The sequence below is a fragment of the Comamonas kerstersii genome (assembly GCF_002056725.1).
Taxonomy (GTDB): domain Bacteria; phylum Pseudomonadota; class Gammaproteobacteria; order Burkholderiales; family Burkholderiaceae_C; genus Comamonas; species Comamonas kerstersii.
The window spans coordinates 3,234,323-3,249,318 of sequence record NZ_CP020121.1 but is presented as its reverse complement, the minus strand read 5'-3'; the positions used below and the strand labels follow the sequence as shown (position 1 = coordinate 3,249,318).

The following is a 14,996-nucleotide window of genomic DNA, read 5'->3' as shown; positions in this document are numbered from 1 at the left end:
TTTATGCAAAAGTCTGCAGCACAGAGCCTGGTGCTGTTTGTGGGTGGTTTTGATCCGCGAGGTGCTGCTTACTACCACCGGCTGATGCGCCAGCAGGCGCAGCTGCAGTCAGCGGTGGTGGGCGCCGCCTACCGCATAGGGCCACGTGAGCGATGGCCAGCGGGTGAGCAAGCAGACTTGCCACATGCGGCATGGCGCGTATCCAGCGCCCAGGGGCGATCTGCAGACTATGTGTTTTATGACTGGTCAGATGTGGTGCGAAGCCACTGGCCCAAAAGCCGCTGGGCGGTGGCCAGCCAGGCGCTGAAGACTTACGCATTGGTCTGGAAAGAGCGGCGCTGCTTGGGGCCCTTGCACCAGCAGACGCCTTACACGCTGTGGACGCTGGCTTATCCACTGGTGTATGGCTTGCTGTTCGTCTTGTTTGCCGTGCTGGCAGCATGGGGCGCTGTGCAGCTGCTACCACAAATAGCCAGTACAGCCAGCCTGGTGTGGAATGTGTTGGCTGCCGTACTGACAGCGCTGGCGGTGCTTGGGCTGGGGTGGAAGCTGGATGGGGTGCTGCATGTCTCGTGGATCATGCGGATCATGAATTTTGCGCGTGAGGCTGCAGAGAGCAACGGCGTGCCTGCGCTGCAGCAGCGCCATGCAGCCACAGCCAAGGTGCTGGCAGAGGAACTGGCTGCACACCCCGAGCGGGAATTGCTGGTGGTGGGGTTTAGTGTGGGCAGTGCCATGGCCGTGGATTTGCTGCACAGCTTGCAGCAGCAATTGACGCAGGAGCAATGGCAGCGGGTGCGACTGGTGACGCTGGGGAATTGCATTCCACTGTTCAGCCTGATGCCCCAAGCCACGCAGATGCGCCAGCATTTGCTTGATCTGGCGCAGGACGCCAACTGGTTTTGGGCGGATATTTCATCTCCGGGGGACAGCGTGAGTTTTGGCATGTGCGACTTGATGCGCTTAAGCCTGCGCGAGAGCTATCTGCCAAAGTCACAGTCCCTGCACAACCCGCAGTGCATGTGCACGCCGCGGTTTCACAAGCTGTTCAGGCCTGACACTTACCGCTGGCTGCGCCGCAATAAGATGCGCATGCATTTTCAATATTTGATGGCTGCACAGTTGCGTGGTGGTTATGACTATTTCGCCATGCTCACGCATGCTGGCCCTGTAGAAGACTTTGTTCGAAAAAGATTGTTGAGATGAGCCGTTTTTGCCCTGTGTACCCCAAGCCTCGTCCTGAGCAGGCATCCAAGCTGAGCATGTTCTGGCATGCGCGCCGTTCTTGGATGGACGCGCTGTATGAGCGCAGCTACCACATGCAGATGGGTGAGGTGCACCTGCCCAGCCTGGATCTGTACATGCTCAATGACCCTGAACAGGTCAAGCGCGTGATGCAGACCGAGGCGGCCAACTTCCCTAAAAGCCAGCTGCTGCATGAAGCGCTGGAGCCTTTGCTGGGTGAGAGCATCTTCACCACCAATGGCGCGCAATGGCAGCGCCAGCGCAGCATGATGAACCCCGCGTTTGAGCAGGCACGGCTGAATGTGGCTTTCCCGCGCATGCTGGAGGCCTCACAGGCTTTGCTCCAGCGGCTGCAGGCCATGGCGGATGGCAAGCCGCATGACATTGAGGTGGAGATGACGCATGTGACGGCAGACATCATCTTCCGCACGATTTTCTCGGAGCCCATGCAGGGGCCGGATGCGCTGAAGATCTTCAAGGCGTTTGCGCGCTATCAGGCATTGGCCCCCAAGCTGATGCTGCCCGCGTTGTTTGGCATGCGTTGGGCAGCGCTGCCATGGAACCGTTGGCGCAGTAACCAGGCAGCCAAGGAAATTCGCAGCCTGCTTAGCGCCATGGTGCTGCCCCGTTATGAAGCCCACCAGCGTGGCGAGGTGGATGAAGAGCCCAAAGATATTCTTGCGGCCTTTATGCAGGCCAAAGATCCGCAGACAGGCCAGCCGTTTGACTTTGAAGAGCTGGTGAATCAGGTGGCCATGCTGTTTCTGGCGGGCCATGAGACTTCAGCCAGTGCGCTGACATGGGCCTGCTATTTGCTCTCCATGGACCAGGAAGTGCAGACCCGTGCACGGGCCCAGATTGATGAGGTGCTGGCACAGCGCCAGCCGGAGCAGCGCGATATGAAAGACTTGCCGCTGGTGTGGAACATCTTCCGCGAGGCATTGCGGCTGTTTCCACCCGTGGGCTTCTTCGCGCGTGAAAGTGCCCAGACGTGCCCGATCCGCAACAAGCAGGTCAAGGCTGGCAGCACGGTGGTGGTGGCCCCCTGGCTGATGCAGCGGCACAGAAAGTGGTGGAAGGAGCCTGATGCGTTTGACCCTGACCGGTTTGACCGCGAAGAGAGCAAGGCTGCACTTAAGCATGCCTATTTTCCTTTCAGCATGGGCCCACGGGTGTGCCTGGGGGCTGCGTTTGCACTGCAGGAGGCCGTGCTGATTTTGAGCATGCTGCTCAGAGATTTTGAAATATTGCCTGTGGATGAACACGAGCCCCAGCCGGTGGGGCGGCTTACGATTCGATCAGCCAATGGGGTGATGGTGCGTTTGAAGCAAAGGGCTGCAGTGTGAAGGAACGTTTGGCAGGTTTTTTATTGATGTGTGCCATTGTTCCCTTGGCGATTCTGGGTTACTTGCTGTTGTGGTGGGTTGGCTTGTTCGGAAAAACTGATCGAGGCCGTGCAGGGGTGCGAGCCTTGGACCATTTTGTGAATGCCACGCTTTTTAATGGCTATGCGTGGGAGAGCGTCTCCTCCCACGCCTGGCGCGAGCGCGACAAGAAATGGGCCAAGGCCGTGATCTGGGTAACAGACCTTTTCCAGAAAGACCATTGCATGCGATCGAATAAGCGAGAGCAGCGGATTGTGGATCTGGTGCTGCAAAAAGGGCTGGACAAGCGAACGATTGATTGAGCACCAGCGATGCTCTCTCCTGCTTGCGGGGTTTTCATCATGCAATATGCCTCTAACGCCCATGCAGCAAGCGCTAGAAGCTATGAATTTGGTATGAACTCCCTCTCCCGCTTGCGGGAGAGGGCAGGGGTGAGGGCGGGAGAGGTGACTCCCTTCCCCTCTGGCTTTCTCTCCTTCCCCCACTGGGGGAAGGCAGGGATGGGGGCCTGCCAGGCTTGAGGCATGCCGCCTTGGCGCTGCATGATAGCCGCCAGTTTTCATCATGAAAAATGCCTCTAGCGCCCATGCAGCAAGCGCTGGCAGCTATGAATTTGGTATGAACTCCCTCTCCCGCTTGCGGGAGAGGGCAGGGGTGAGGGATCGTCTTCCTCTTCTGGCGGCCCCCACCCCCACCCTCCCTCAGCGGGGGAGGGAATAGAGGCGGGAGGGCAGGGGTGAGGGGAGCGTCTTCCTCTTCTGGCGGCCCCCACCCTCACCCTCCCCAGCGGGGGAGGGAACAGAAGTGAGGGAAGGAGGGCTGTGCAGGGAGGCCGTCACCCAACCATTAACAGACAGCTTCTGCGCTGGCCAGCTGGTGTGCCATCCACAAAATGGCCTGTATGGGTGATTTTTTATGGGTCTGGCAGATCTGCTGAAGCAAATCCGTATGCACCATGCGAATTTCCACCGGAATATGTGAAATATTCAGCAATTTCGCCAGTGCAAAGCGGTGCTGACCACCCTGGAGTTTGATGATGTTGCCACGGCGATCAATGGCAATACCAATTTCTCTGTCTGGTTGCTGAGTGCTACGCTGGCTGATCTGCGCATTACTCAATAAACCGTGGTTTTGAATGGATAGATACAGTTGCTGGAAGCGTTCAAAATAGGCATCAATGGCTATGGTGCTATCCAGCAGTACATGCTGTTTTTTAATCGGTTTGCCTTTGCTAAGGGCTGTGCTGAAGTATTGGTAGGCTTTGGTGCTTTGGTAGTTCCAGTCAGCAGCGAGGAGTTCTTTCGCATGCCGGTATGCCAGTATGTTTTCCACTGGGTGGCTGATGGAAAGCAGATCTTGATTACTCAAAAAATAATCGCTGGTGTGCAAGTGCTGTGCATTGCATTGCACCCAGTCGTGCATGGCGTGTTCTATGCGCTGTACGGGGAGCTGAATAATAAGTTTTTGTTTGAAAAAATACTGTGCATACAGCGGGTGCAGAGAAAAAGCGCTGCCTTGATGTATGAGCTGGAGATGGTGTTTGAAAAAAGCAGGGAAAGTAATAAAGTTGCCAAGCAGTCTTTGAGTTTTTTTGGCAATGTAGATTTGTTTTTTTCTGGTTTCTATATCTTCGGGGCTAATTTTAGAGGAGGCTATTTTTTCCATTGGTTTTTAATAAGCCCTTGTTTTCTTTATTAATTATTTAAAAGACTGGGCTAGAATCAGCAATCTTTCGATCATAACTGCACTTGCGCTGCCTGCAGGTGCTCAAGCTGCAACCCTCATGGCTGAACTTACCTTCCTCTGGCACGACTACGAAACCTTTGGTGCCAATCCGCGTTATGACCGTCCCGCGCAGTTTGCGGCGATTCGCACCGACATGGACCTCAACGAGGTGGGCGAGCCCATCATGCGGTACTGCCAGCCAGCGCCGGATTATCTGCCCAGCCCCGAGTCCTGCCTGATCACCGGCATTACCCCCCAGCAGGCGCTGGAGCAGGGCGTGCCAGAAGACGTGTTTGCGCGCGAGATTGAAGCTGCCTTCAGCCAGCCGGGCACGGTGGGCGTGGGCTACAACACGATTCGCTTTGACGATGAGGTGACGCGTTTTCTGTTCTGGCGCAATCTGATCGATCCCTATGCGCGTGAATGGCAGAACGAATGCAGCCGCTGGGATTTGCTGGATGTGGTGCGCATGGTCTATGCGCTGCGCCCGGATGGGATTGAATGGCCTGTCAAGGAGGATGGCAGCCCGTCTTTCAAGCTCGAAGACCTGGCGCGCGCCAACGGCCTGGGGCATGAGCAGGCGCACGATGCACTGAGTGACGTGCGCGCCACCATTGCGCTGGCGCGCCTCATCAAACAGAAGCACCCCAAGCTGTTTGAGTTTGCCTTCGCGCTGCGCAAAAAAGACCGTGTGCTGCATGAGATGGGGCTGCCTGCACAGCAAATCGACGCACGGCCTTTTCTGCACGTTTCCGGCATGATCCGGCCCGAGCGTGGCTGCATTGCCGTGATGTGGCCGCTGGCCCAGCACCCTACGAACAAGAACGAGGTGATCTGCTGGGATTTGAATGCAGACCCCAGCGAGCTGGCTGCCATTGATGCGGACACATTGCGCTTGCGCATGTTCACCCGGGCGGCAGATCTGCCAGAGGGGGTGACGCGTCTGCCCATCAAGAGCATTCACATCAACAAGTCGCCCATGGTGGTGCGCAACCTCAAGACGCTGTCGCCCGAGATGGCGGCCAAGTGGGGCATTGACATGAATCTGTGCATTGAGCATGCCGTCAAGGCCCGCGCGTTGCCAGACATGAGCCAGCTGTGGAAGCAGGTGTACAGCAAGCTCGAAGGCCATGGGCCGAATGATGTGGATCAGGACCTGTACAACGGCTTCATCGGCCCGGCCGACCGCCGCAGGTTGAACCAGCTGCGCGAGCTGTCGCCCCAGGAGTTGAGCGTGGACCGCACGGGCTTTGACGATGTACGCCTGCAGGAGCTGGTCTTCCGCTGGCGTGCACGCAACTGGCCGGAAAGCCTGACGGAGCAGGAGCAGGAACGCTGGCAGCTGCACTGCATGGCGGTGCTGCTGGATGGGGCAGGCGGTGCTCGCACCGTGGAGCAGCTGTTTGCGCAGATTGATGCGCTGTCGGAGACCGTGGAAGACGAGCGTGCCGAAGAGATTCTGGGGGCGCTGTATGACTACGCGGAAGCCATAGTGCCGGAGGCATAGGCGGCGGGCTGGCCCCCACCCCAGCCCTCTCCCACAAGTGGGAGAGGGAGTCACTACGCTAGCACAGGGGCGCTAAACACCAGTCGGTGGTGTAGATGCATCGGGCTGGCCCCCACCCCAACCCTCCCCCAGCGGGGGAGGGAAAGTGGCCCTCACCCCAGCCCTCTCCCACAAGTGGGAGAGGGAGTCACTACGCCAGCACAGGGGCGCTTGCTCCAGGAGAGAGCGAGGGTGCATCAACGTCCCTGACTCTCACTCCTTCCCCCTCTGGGGGAAGGCGGGGATGGGGGCAGGGGAGCTAAACACCAGTCGGTGGTGTAGATGCATCGGGCTGGCCCTCACCCCAACCCTCCCCCAGCGGGGGAGGGAAAGTGGCCCTCACCCCAGCCCTCTCCCACAAGTGGGAGAGGGAGTCACTACGCCAGCACAGGGGAGCTAAACACCAGTCGGTGGTGTAGATGCATCGGGCTGGCCCCCACCCCAACCCTCCCCCAGCGGGGGAGGGAAAGTGGCCCTCACCCCAGCCCTCTCCCACAAGTGGGAGAGGGAGTCACTACGCCAGCACCGGGGCGCTAAACACCAGTCGGTGGTGTAGATGCATCGGGCTGGCCCCCACCCCAACCCTCCCCCAGCGGGGGAGGGAAAGTGCCCCTCACCCCAGCCCTCTCCCACAAGTGGGAGGGGGAGTCACTACGCCAGCACAGGGGCGCTTGTTCCAGGAGAGAGCGAGGGTGCCTGAACTTCCCTGACTCTCACTCCTTCCCCCTCTGGGGGAAGGCGGGGATGGGGGCCGGAGCTAAACATCAGTCGGTGGTGTAGATGCATCGGGCTGGCCCCCACCCCAACCCTCCCCCAGCGGGGGAGGGAAAGTGGCCCTCACCCCAGCCCTCTCCCACAAGTGGGAGGGGGAGTCAATATGCCAGTACAGGGGCGCTAAACACCAGTCGGTGGTGTAGATGCATCGGGCTGGCCCCCACCCCAGCCCTCCCCCAGCGGGGGAGGGAAAGTGGCCCTCACCCCAGCCCTCTCCCACAAGTGGGAGAGGGAGTCACTACGCCAGCACAGGGCCCTTGTTCCCTCTCCCGTTTACGGGAGAGGGTTAGGGTGAGGGGGCTATGAAGCAAAAAGGAGACCGCAGTCTCCTTTTGTTGTGGGTTGGCTCCAGCCTCGGCTTATGCCGCAACGGGCTCTGCCATGCCCTGGTGGCGCAGCAGGGCGTCCAGCTGGGGCTCACGGCCGCGGAAGGCCTTGAAGTTGTCCATGGCGCTGCGGCTGCCGCCCATTTCCAGGATGTTGTGCAGGTACTTCTGCGCAGTTTCCTGGCTGGCGGTGCCATCCGAGCCTTGGGTTTCTTCAAACGCTGCGTAGGCATCTGCGCTCAGCACCTCGGCCCACTTGTAGCTGTAGTAGCCAGCGGCATAGCCACCTGCAAAGATGTGGCTGAAGGTGTTGGTGGAGCGGTTGTAGTCGGTCGTGGGCAGCACAGCCACTTCGTCACGCACTTGCTTGAGCAGTGCCAGGTAGTCGCCATCTTTGGCGGCGCCGGTGTGCAGCAGCATATCGAATAGCGCGAATTCGATCTGGCGCAGCGTGCCCATGCCGGCCTGGAAGTTCTTGGCGGCAATCATCTTGTCGTACAGCGCACGGGGCAGTGGCTCGCCGGTGTCCACATGCGCGGTCATGTCGCGCAGCACGTTCCATTCCCAGCAGAAGTTTTCCATGAACTGGCTGGGCAGCTCGACGGCATCCCATTCCACGCCGTTGATGCCGGACACATCACGCTCGTTGACCTGCGTGAGCATGTGGTGCAGCGCGTGGCCGGATTCGTGGAACAGGGTGATCACGTCATCGTGCGTCAGCAGCGCAGGCTTGCCATCTACGCCATCGGCAAAGTTGCACACCATGTGGGCCACAGGTGTCTGCAGCGTGCCGGTGTCGGGGCGCAGCCAGCGGCTGCGCACATCGTCCATCCATGCGCCGCCGCGCTTGCCTTTGCGGGCGGGCTGGTCCAGATAGAACTGACCGACCAGCTGCCCGTTGCGCTCCAGTCGGAAGAACTGCACGTCCTTGTTCCAGACAGGCGCTTCGTCCTTGACGATCTTGACGTCAAACAGGCTTTCAATGATCTTGAACAGGCCAGCCAGCACCTTGGGGGCCGTGAAGTACTGTTTGACCTCCTGCTCACTGAAGGAATAGCGCGCTTCCTTGAGTTTTTCGGAGATGTAGGTCCAGTCCCAGGGCTGTGGGTCGGTAATGCCCAGCTCCTTGGCGGCAAACTCGCGCAGATCGGCCACATCTTTTTCTGCGTAGGGGCGGGCGCGGCGGGCCAGGTCACGCAGGAAGTCAATGACCTGCTGCGGCGACTGCGCCATCTTGGGCACCAGCGAAACTTCGGCAAAGTTCTGGTAGCCCAGCAGCTGGGCCTCTTCCTGACGCAGGGCCAGAATTTCCTGGATGATGGCCGTGTTGTCGTACTTGGCCAGATCACCCTCGGCCTGCTCGGAGGCGCGGGTGACGTAGGCGCGGTACAGCTTTTCACGCAGTGCGCTGCTGTGCGCAAACTGCATCACGGGCAGGTAGGAAGGGATCTTGAGGGTCAGCTTGTAGCCTTCCTTGCCATCAGCCTCGGCAGCAGCCTTGGCGGCCTGCTTCACATCTTCGGGCACACCGTCGAGTTCCTGCTCGGTGGCGTAGTAGGCCCAGTGGTCGGTGGCATCCAGCGTGTTTTCGCTGAACTTCTGCGCCAGCTCGGCGCTGCGCTCCTGAATCTTGGCAAAGCGCTCACGGTCTGCACCTTGCAGCTCAGCACCGGAGAGCACAAAGCCGCGCAGCGAATTCTCATGCGCCTTTTTTTGCTCTGGGGTAAGGGTAGTGGTGTCAATGGCCTTGTACTTGGCGTAGAGGCGTTCATCGGCCCCCAGGTTGGTCCAGAACTCGGTGACTTTGGGCAGCGCTTCGTTGTAGGCGGCACGCAGCTCAGGGCTGTCGGCCACGCTGGAGAGGTGGCTGACGGCGCTCCATTGCATGCCCAGCTTTTCGGTGGCGACGTCCAGCACTTTGGCGATGGCGTTCCAGTCTGCGGGGAAGTCCGGCGCTGTGACTGTCTCCAGCGCCACCTGGGCGCGCTCAATCAGGGTGTCGATGGCAGGGCCGACGTCTGCAGGCGTGATGCGGTCAAACAGCGGCAGGCTAGAGGGTTCAAGCAAAGCATTGGTCATAGCAAAGCATTTTGCTCCAACTGCCTGTGTTTCAAGGGCGTATAAAAACTATTTTCTTGATAGCGGCAGGTGCTGGATGGACATGCGGTTTGCCAGGCTTTCGATGTGTGCAGAAGATGTTGGGTCAGCAGCGCATCATCTGGTTCAGCAGGGTGGAGTCTCCTGTACTGTGATGCATGCGGTTTGGCTTGGGCTTGCGCCTGTGGAACTGTCTGGTCAGGCTGGAGATCTGTATCGCTTTCGCATTGGAGTGCGGAAGCTTTGCGCGAATTGCTGAAAACATCAGCAATTCGGGACATCTTTCGAAAATTTTTTTGAGATTTGACAGCGTTTTTGATCAGAGAGGCCAAAAACTATGTGCATAATCTCGGCTTCTCTGAAGGGGAGTCGCCAAGTTGGTTAAGGCACCGGATTTTGATTCCGGCATGCGAGGGTTCGAGTCCTTCCTCCCCTGCCAGATTTGTAGCTGGTCTGTTTGCAGGTCGGTTGCGTGTAGGGGAGTCGCCAAGTTGGTTAAGGCACCGGATTTTGATTCCGGCATGCGAGGGTTCGAGTCCTTCCTCCCCTGCCAGATTTTGTAGTTGGTCTGTTTGCAGATCAGTTGCGCGTAGGGGAGTCGCCAAGTTGGTTAAGGCACCGGATTTTGATTCCGGCATGCGAGGGTTCGAGTCCTTCCTCCCCTGCCAGAACACAAAACCCAGTCAGTTCACTGACTGGGTTTTTTTATGCCTGTTGCACAAATAAATGCCTATGTGCTGCCGTGGTCAGGCGTGCTATCAGCGGCATTCTGGCTGGCCCTATGCAGAGCCAGGCCGTCTGCCTAAGCCAAGGCGACGATGCGTACGTGCAAGGTCTGACCGCTGGCAATGATTTCGAACAGCCGGTCGATATTCGGGTGGCTGCCTGGGTGCTGGCGCGCAGCTTCTGTGTGCTCGGCAAACAGCACCAGCCCTTCTTGCGCAGCGGCAGCAGTGATGACACCACCATGCTTTGCAGCGAGCGCGTGGTACACGCGCACGGAACCGGCCTTGCCGGGCTGGTTGGGGATGCGGGCCACAGTGTTGCCCTGTGCATCCAGCAGTTGCAGTTCGGCAATATGGTCTACGGCGGGAAGGGTTTGCAAGTTGTCGGCGAAGGGCATGAAACGCTTTTAAGTAGAAAAAAATGAGAAGGCAGCCGGGCGGCAGGCTGCCGTGAAAATGTGCGTCCTATGCATCAAGCATCAAATGGCTGGACAGGCCGCAGAGCATTTTCCATCAGCCACAGGCGTTGGCGTGCACGGGTCATGGCAACGTACAGGCGGTTGCGCTCCAGAAAAGCTGTGGTTTTTTCTGCCGGTGCAGGAAAGCGACCGGGCTCCAGAAAGGGCAGGGCCACGTAGTCAAATTCCTGGCCCTTGGCCTGTTCAATGCTCAGCAGCTGAAAGGCAAAGCCGCCTCCCTGGCGCAGGGTTTTGCCGTGGCGCTGCGCCATGGTGGCTACGTGGGTCAGCACATCGGCTACTGGCATGTCTGCAATGGCTGCGATAAAGGCCTGCACACGGGCTCGCAGCTGGGCGCGGTCCTGCTCGGGCATGGGGGTTGCTGCAAACAGACCCCAGATGTCCGCTTGCTGCAGCAGCTGCGCTGCGTTGTCCTGCAGTGCCAGCGGCAGCTGCAGAAAGTTGCCAAAGGCCGCGAAGTTGCGCTGGCCGCCTTGCAGGCTTTGCTCACCAATCAGAAAGCGCCAGATGGCCTGTGGGTAGGCCTGCATCTGCGCGGCCATGGTGGCCAGATCGCTGTCTTCCTCCTCGCTGCGCTGGCGAATCTGGCCTTTGCCGAAGTACAGCGCGCCATCGATAAAGGCGCTCAGAATGTCTGTGCCCAGCATGCAGCGCGTACTCTTCCAGTCAGCTGCCTGCATGCCGTGGGCATAGAGCAGGCCCAGCAGCAGCGCAATGTCGCGGTGCTGGTAGAACGGCTTCAGACCGTGCAGGCTGACGCTTTGGCCTGCGTGATAAATGGCCCATTCCAGTGCGACCGCATCATGCGCGTGGCGCAGGATGATGGTGAGCGGCCGCACAGGCTGTGCAGGGGCTGCTGGAATGCTGGCCTGTGCCTGCAGCAGCTGGGCCATGCATTGCGCATCGCTTTCGTAGCTGCAGCGCGTGACGGTGCTGCGTCGTGTGCTGGGTGCCTTCATGTCCACCGCAAACCACTGGTTGACGGCCTGTGCAATCTGCGGGCCAAAGCGGCGCGACTGGGTCAGCGGCAGGCTTTGCGTGGGCAGGGGTAGAAAGTCGGCCAGCTGGTGCAGCTTGTCCTGAAACACAGACCAGGCCTGGGCCTCAATGTGCTGGTTAAAGTCGCCTGCGCCCAGAAACCGTGCCTGCGTGGCCTGCAGCAGCTTGCGCAGCACGGTGAGTGCCGCCAGGTCCAGATCGTGCATTTCGTCAAACAGCACAAGCTCATACGAGGCGTGCAGCTGTGGTGCATCGTCCTGCGCCAGGGCGTAGGTGCAGTCGCCTTCGGCGTAGTAGCGGATATCGCCGCAGTGGTCGATGCGCAGGCGCTCATAGGCCGCAAACAGCCGCGCCTGCGTATAGCTGAGCTGGTAGTTGTCGCAAAAGTCAGCCAGATCACCACCTTCTTCCTGCACACGCTGCAGCAGCAAAGACTTTTTGGCGGCGTGGTTGAAGGCGGCAAAGGCTTGCATATCCACTTCGGATGGCAATTCAATGCGTGGATCGGGGCGCTGCTGCAGCTGCTCTTCCAGCAGACGCAGGGCTTGCTGGGCCTGCTCGCGCAGCGCTACAGGGTCGGTCAGAAAGCGTGTGGCCGGGTCATGCTGGCGCAGCACGCGTGCGCACCAACGCTCCAGCGTGGTGATGTGCAGATTCGCGGGCACGGCCTGCGTCAGCTGGCCCAGACGCTGGCGAAAGGCTTGCACCCCGGCGTGTGAACAGGCCAGCACAAGAATGCGCGTCTGTGGCCGCTCTCGCAGCACATGCACAGCGCGGCATGCCAGGGTGGTGGTCTTGCCAGTGCCTGCCAGCGCGGCAATGATGGCAGAGGGCGCGTCGCTGTAGACAATGGCTTGCTGCTCGTGGGAGAGCATCAGTGTCTGGCCGTGGTCGGTCAGAAAAGCATTGGGGCGTTGCATGGTTTCAAAGTGCATGACTGTGTGTCAAACAGTCCTTGGTCAATGTGCAGGCCAGGCCTGCTTTCAGCGGTGTGTTGTGCAGAGCGTTCTGAGCAGGCAAGTGCGGCAGATGCTCAGTCTTCATGACGGCGAGCACCCATGCCCATGCCAAGCCCGAGACCGCCCCCCATGCCGCCGCCACCGGCTCCACCACCGCCGCCACGGTTGCCTCCGCCTGCCCCCCCTTCGGCGTTGCCCGCACGGCGCCCGCCTGGGCCTCCGGCGCTGTTGGGGCGCAAAGGGCCCTGGTTAGGGATGGCTACATCGCTGGGAATGGCTTCCAGATCCAGCGCATCGCGAATGTACTGGCGCAGTGAGCTCACCAGCATGGCAGTTTGCACGGGGCGTCCCGCGACCAGGTCCTGGGCGGCCTGTGCGGCCATGCGCACCTGGTCTTCGGTACCCAGCAAGATGATGTCAGACAAGGCGGCCTCTACGGCATCGCGTGTGCGGCGCTGGCGTTCGGAGCTGCCGCCGGTAACGGGGCTGTCGTCATCTTCATCGGGTTCTAAAAAAGGTGTGGGTTCATCTTCCGGGCGCTCTCCGGCCTGCGTCATGGTGCGTGCATCCCGCAGATGCACGGGGCTGACGGTCAGATTGCCGGTGAAGGAGCTGCCCAGCGTTTTGTAGGCAGCAATCAGGGTGCGCAGTCGTTCATTGATCTGGCGGTTCTCGCGCTCGCGCTTTTTCTGAATGGTCTGCATGAACAGCAGGCGCACGCCCATCATCAGCAGCGTCATCAGCAGCAGACTCATGATGGTGACGAGGATGGACGACCAGGAACTGAAATCAAACAGGGCACCGCGCATAGGTACTGCTTTCTGTGGGACGACGTAATTTTTTAGCGGAGGATGACGTTCATGATGTAGTCCCATTCCTCCGGTGTCACAGGCGTGATCGACAGGCGATTGCCGCGCTGCAGCACGCGCATGTTTTCCAGCGCCTGATGCTCCCGCAGTTCGGCAATGGAGACGTAGCGGGTTTTCTTGACGGCCTGCACATCCACCATCAGCCAGCGGGGCTTGTCGGGGGATGACTTGGGGTCATAGTACGGGTCGGCCGGATCGAATTGCGTGGGATCAACGCGCAGATTGCCTGCAATGCGTGCGATGCCGTAGATGCCCGGCTCTGCGCAGCTGGAATGCCAGTACAGCACGCCATCGCCCACCTGCATCTGGTCGCGCATGAAGTTGCGTGCCTGGTAGTTGCGCACGCCCGTCCAGGGCATGAGCTGCCCGGGGGCCTGCAGGGCGTGGTCTATGGAGTATTCGTCGGGCTCGTTCTTCATGAGCCAGTATTGCGCACAGGTCATGGCGCTATTGTCAGGGCAGCGGCAATGCCTTGTGCGCGTACGTGCAACGGCATGGCGGTGTGTCTGTTTCACGCAGGGTGGCCGCGCTGCTGAACCTTTACCGCGCGGTGGGGCGCTTAATATGTATGGCATGAAGGAACAAGCTCGCCACATCACTACCGAACTGGTGCACCACAGCTACCAGCCCCCCCAGGCCTTTGCCGCCCCTCAGCCTGCGGTGCACAAGGCATCGACCGTCATTTTTGACAGCGTGCAGGACATGCGCACGCGCCGCTGGCTGGACAAAAGCGGCTACACCTACGGCCTGCACGGCACGCCGACCACCTATCAGCTGGAAGAGCGCCTGTGCAGCCTGGAAGGCGGTAAGCAGTGCCTGCTGGTGCCCAGCGGCCTGTGCGCCATCAGCACCGTGGCGCTGGGTTTGCTCTCGGCCGGTGATGAGGTGCTGATTCCCGACAACGCCTATGGCCCCAACAAAGACTTTGCGGAGCACGAGCTGGCGCGCTGGGGCATTCGCCATGCCTGGTACAACCCTATGGATGTGGCCGATCTGCAGGCCAGGATCAGCCCCGCGACCAAGCTGGTATGGCTGGAAGCGCCGGGCAGTGTGAGCATGGAGTTTCCAGACCTGATCGCGCTGGTGCAGGCCTGCCAGGCGCGCGGCGTGACCACGGTGCTGGACAACACCTGGGGTGCAGGCCTGGCTTTCCAGCCTTTTGATTTGCTGGCCGATGGCGGCAGCCTGGCGGTGGATGTCTCTGCCCACGCGCTGACCAAGTACCCCAGCGGCGGCGGTGATGTGCTCATGGGCAGCATCACCACCGTGAACCAGGCGCTGCACATGCGCATCAAGCTCACGCACATGCGTCTGGGCATTGGCATTGGCGCCAATGATGCAGAAGCCGTGCTGCGTGCGCTGCCCAGCATGGCGCTGCGCTACCACGCACAGGACCAGTCTGCACGCCAGCTGGCAGCGGCCCTGCAGCGCCAGAGCGGCGTGGTGCAACTGCTGCACCCTGCGTTTGAAGGTGCGCCCGGGCATGCCTGCTGGCAGCAGCTGTGTGGCGCTGCCAACCAGGGGCAGGGCGCAGCGGCTGGCATCTTCAGCGTGGTGATAGATGCCAGGTTTGAGCAGGCTGCGATTGACCGTTTCTGTGACAGCCTGCAGCTGTTCAAGCTTGGCTACAGCTGGGGCGGCCCCATGAGTCTGGTCATGCCCTACGACATTGACAGCATGCGTGCCAACGGCCGTGGCTGTGTGCAGGCTGGCACCGTAGTGCGCTTTTGCATTGGTCTGGAAGACACGCAGGACTTGCTGCAGGATCTGGCCCAGGCCTGGGAGCAGGCCTTTGGGCAGGCATGGCAGCACTGAGTTGAATTGAGTTGTAAGCTACTTAAATAGGAGCTGCCTGCGCTTCAATTTA

General features: G+C 60.0%; 12 protein-coding genes and 3 tRNA genes. 8 read left to right on the top strand and 7 right to left on the bottom strand.

The features are described from left to right. The first annotated feature begins 3 nt into the window (after nt 1-3). Genes B5M06_RS15290 through B5M06_RS15280 form a run of 3 tightly spaced genes read left to right on the top strand, consistent with a single transcriptional unit; the run spans nt 4 to nt 2,932 of the window. Nucleotides 4-1,206, top strand: coding sequence for a hypothetical protein (locus tag B5M06_RS15290; RefSeq protein WP_240183950.1), 1,203 nt, complete (start codon nt 4-6; stop codon nt 1,204-1,206). Continuing rightward, nucleotides 1,203-2,591 carry a cytochrome P450 gene (locus B5M06_RS15285; protein WP_054065766.1) on the top strand — a complete coding sequence of 463 codons (1,389 nt, stop codon included), beginning with the start codon at nt 1,203-1,205 and terminating at the stop codon, nt 2,589-2,591. Before B5M06_RS15290 ends, B5M06_RS15285 begins: the two co-directional genes overlap by 4 nt. Beyond that, the gene (locus B5M06_RS15280; protein ID WP_054065767.1) at nt 2,588-2,932 is read left to right on the top strand and encodes a hypothetical protein; all 345 of its coding nucleotides are present in this window, start codon (nt 2,588-2,590) and stop codon (nt 2,930-2,932) included. The genes B5M06_RS15285 and B5M06_RS15280 overlap by 4 nt, the downstream gene beginning before the upstream one ends. A gap of 544 nt (nt 2,933-3,476) precedes the next feature. Here B5M06_RS15280 and B5M06_RS17175 read toward each other — a convergent pair. Beyond that, entirely contained in the window at nt 3,477-4,295 is an 819-nt protein-coding gene (locus tag B5M06_RS17175) for a hypothetical protein (RefSeq protein ID WP_162777403.1), read from the bottom strand. 118 nt (nt 4,296-4,413) lie between these two features. Here B5M06_RS17175 and sbcB point away from each other — a divergent pair, with 118 nt between their 5' ends. After that, the gene (sbcB, locus tag B5M06_RS15265; protein WP_054066246.1) at nt 4,414-5,862 is read left to right on the top strand and encodes an exodeoxyribonuclease I; all 1,449 of its coding nucleotides are present in this window, start codon (nt 4,414-4,416) and stop codon (nt 5,860-5,862) included. A 1,172-nt stretch (nt 5,863-7,034) separates the two neighbouring features. On the opposite strand, the gene B5M06_RS15260 is transcribed toward sbcB, so the two are convergent. Continuing rightward, nucleotides 7,035-9,080 carry a M3 family metallopeptidase gene (locus B5M06_RS15260; RefSeq protein ID WP_054065545.1) on the bottom strand — a complete coding sequence of 682 codons (2,046 nt, stop codon included), beginning with the start codon at nt 9,078-9,080 and terminating at the stop codon, nt 7,035-7,037. Next, nucleotides 9,077-9,430: a hypothetical protein gene (locus B5M06_RS17170; RefSeq protein WP_205245587.1), complete on the bottom strand. Its 354-nt coding sequence runs from the start codon at nt 9,428-9,430 to the stop codon at nt 9,077-9,079. The genes B5M06_RS15260 and B5M06_RS17170 overlap by 4 nt, the downstream gene beginning before the upstream one ends. A gap of 30 nt (nt 9,431-9,460) precedes the next feature. On the opposite strand from B5M06_RS17170, the gene B5M06_RS15255 reads away from it, so the two are divergent. The 3 genes from B5M06_RS15255 (at nt 9,461) to B5M06_RS15245 (ending at nt 9,766) form a co-directional block, all read left to right on the top strand. Further along, nucleotides 9,461-9,537 (top strand) — tRNA-Gln (locus tag B5M06_RS15255). 37 nt (nt 9,538-9,574) lie between these two features. Continuing rightward, a tRNA-Gln gene (locus tag B5M06_RS15250) sits at nt 9,575-9,651 on the top strand. Between the two features lie 38 nt (nt 9,652-9,689). After that, nucleotides 9,690-9,766: transfer RNA gene (locus tag B5M06_RS15245), tRNA-Gln, on the top strand. A gap of 134 nt (nt 9,767-9,900) precedes the next feature. Here the strand turns inward: B5M06_RS15245 and B5M06_RS15240 are convergent. The 4 genes from B5M06_RS15240 to B5M06_RS15225 form a co-directional block, all read right to left on the bottom strand. Then, nucleotides 9,901-10,221, bottom strand: a complete 321-nt coding sequence (locus B5M06_RS15240) for a DUF2322 family protein (protein ID WP_054065768.1) — start codon at nt 10,219-10,221, stop codon at nt 9,901-9,903. Between the two features lie 74 nt (nt 10,222-10,295). After that, nucleotides 10,296-12,236 carry a UvrD-helicase domain-containing protein gene (locus B5M06_RS15235; RefSeq protein ID WP_240183949.1) on the bottom strand — a complete coding sequence of 647 codons (1,941 nt, stop codon included), beginning with the start codon at nt 12,234-12,236 and terminating at the stop codon, nt 10,296-10,298. A gap of 98 nt (nt 12,237-12,334) precedes the next feature. After that, entirely contained in the window at nt 12,335-13,069 is a 735-nt protein-coding gene (locus tag B5M06_RS17165; RefSeq protein ID WP_054065769.1) for a hypothetical protein, read from the bottom strand. Nucleotides 13,070-13,101: 32 nt separating this feature from the next. Next, nucleotides 13,102-13,572: an EVE domain-containing protein gene (locus B5M06_RS15225; protein WP_054065770.1), complete on the bottom strand. Its 471-nt coding sequence runs from the start codon at nt 13,570-13,572 to the stop codon at nt 13,102-13,104. Between the two features lie 121 nt (nt 13,573-13,693). Here B5M06_RS15225 and B5M06_RS15220 point away from each other — a divergent pair, with 121 nt between their 5' ends. Further along, entirely contained in the window at nt 13,694-14,944 is a 1,251-nt protein-coding gene (locus tag B5M06_RS15220; protein WP_114070893.1) for an aminotransferase class I/II-fold pyridoxal phosphate-dependent enzyme, read from the top strand. Nucleotides 14,945-14,996: the final 52 nt, after the last annotated feature.

Bases quoted from the DNA above. Each gene is read 5' to 3' on its own strand.
- B5M06_RS15290 (WP_240183950.1), top strand. From the start codon at position 4: ATGCAAAAGTCTGCAGCACAGAGCCTGGTGCTGTTTGTGGGTGGTTTT.
- B5M06_RS15285 (WP_054065766.1), top strand. From the start codon at position 1,203: ATGAGCCGTTTTTGCCCTGTGTACCCCAAGCCTCGTCCTGAGCAGGCA.
- B5M06_RS17175 (WP_162777403.1), bottom strand. From the start codon at position 4,295: ATGGAAAAAATAGCCTCCTCTAAAATTAGCCCCGAAGATATAGAAACC.
- sbcB (WP_054066246.1), top strand. From the start codon at position 4,414: ATGGCTGAACTTACCTTCCTCTGGCACGACTACGAAACCTTTGGTGCC.
- B5M06_RS15260 (WP_054065545.1), bottom strand. From the start codon at position 9,080: ATGACCAATGCTTTGCTTGAACCCTCTAGCCTGCCGCTGTTTGACCGC.
- B5M06_RS15240 (WP_054065768.1), bottom strand. From the start codon at position 10,221: ATGCCCTTCGCCGACAACTTGCAAACCCTTCCCGCCGTAGACCATATT.
- B5M06_RS15235 (WP_240183949.1), bottom strand. From the start codon at position 12,236: ATGCACTTTGAAACCATGCAACGCCCCAATGCTTTTCTGACCGACCAC.
- B5M06_RS17165 (WP_054065769.1), bottom strand. From the start codon at position 13,069: ATGCGCGGTGCCCTGTTTGATTTCAGTTCCTGGTCGTCCATCCTCGTC.
- B5M06_RS15225 (WP_054065770.1), bottom strand. From the start codon at position 13,572: ATGACCTGTGCGCAATACTGGCTCATGAAGAACGAGCCCGACGAATAC.
- B5M06_RS15220 (WP_114070893.1), top strand. From the start codon at position 13,694: ATGTATGGCATGAAGGAACAAGCTCGCCACATCACTACCGAACTGGTG.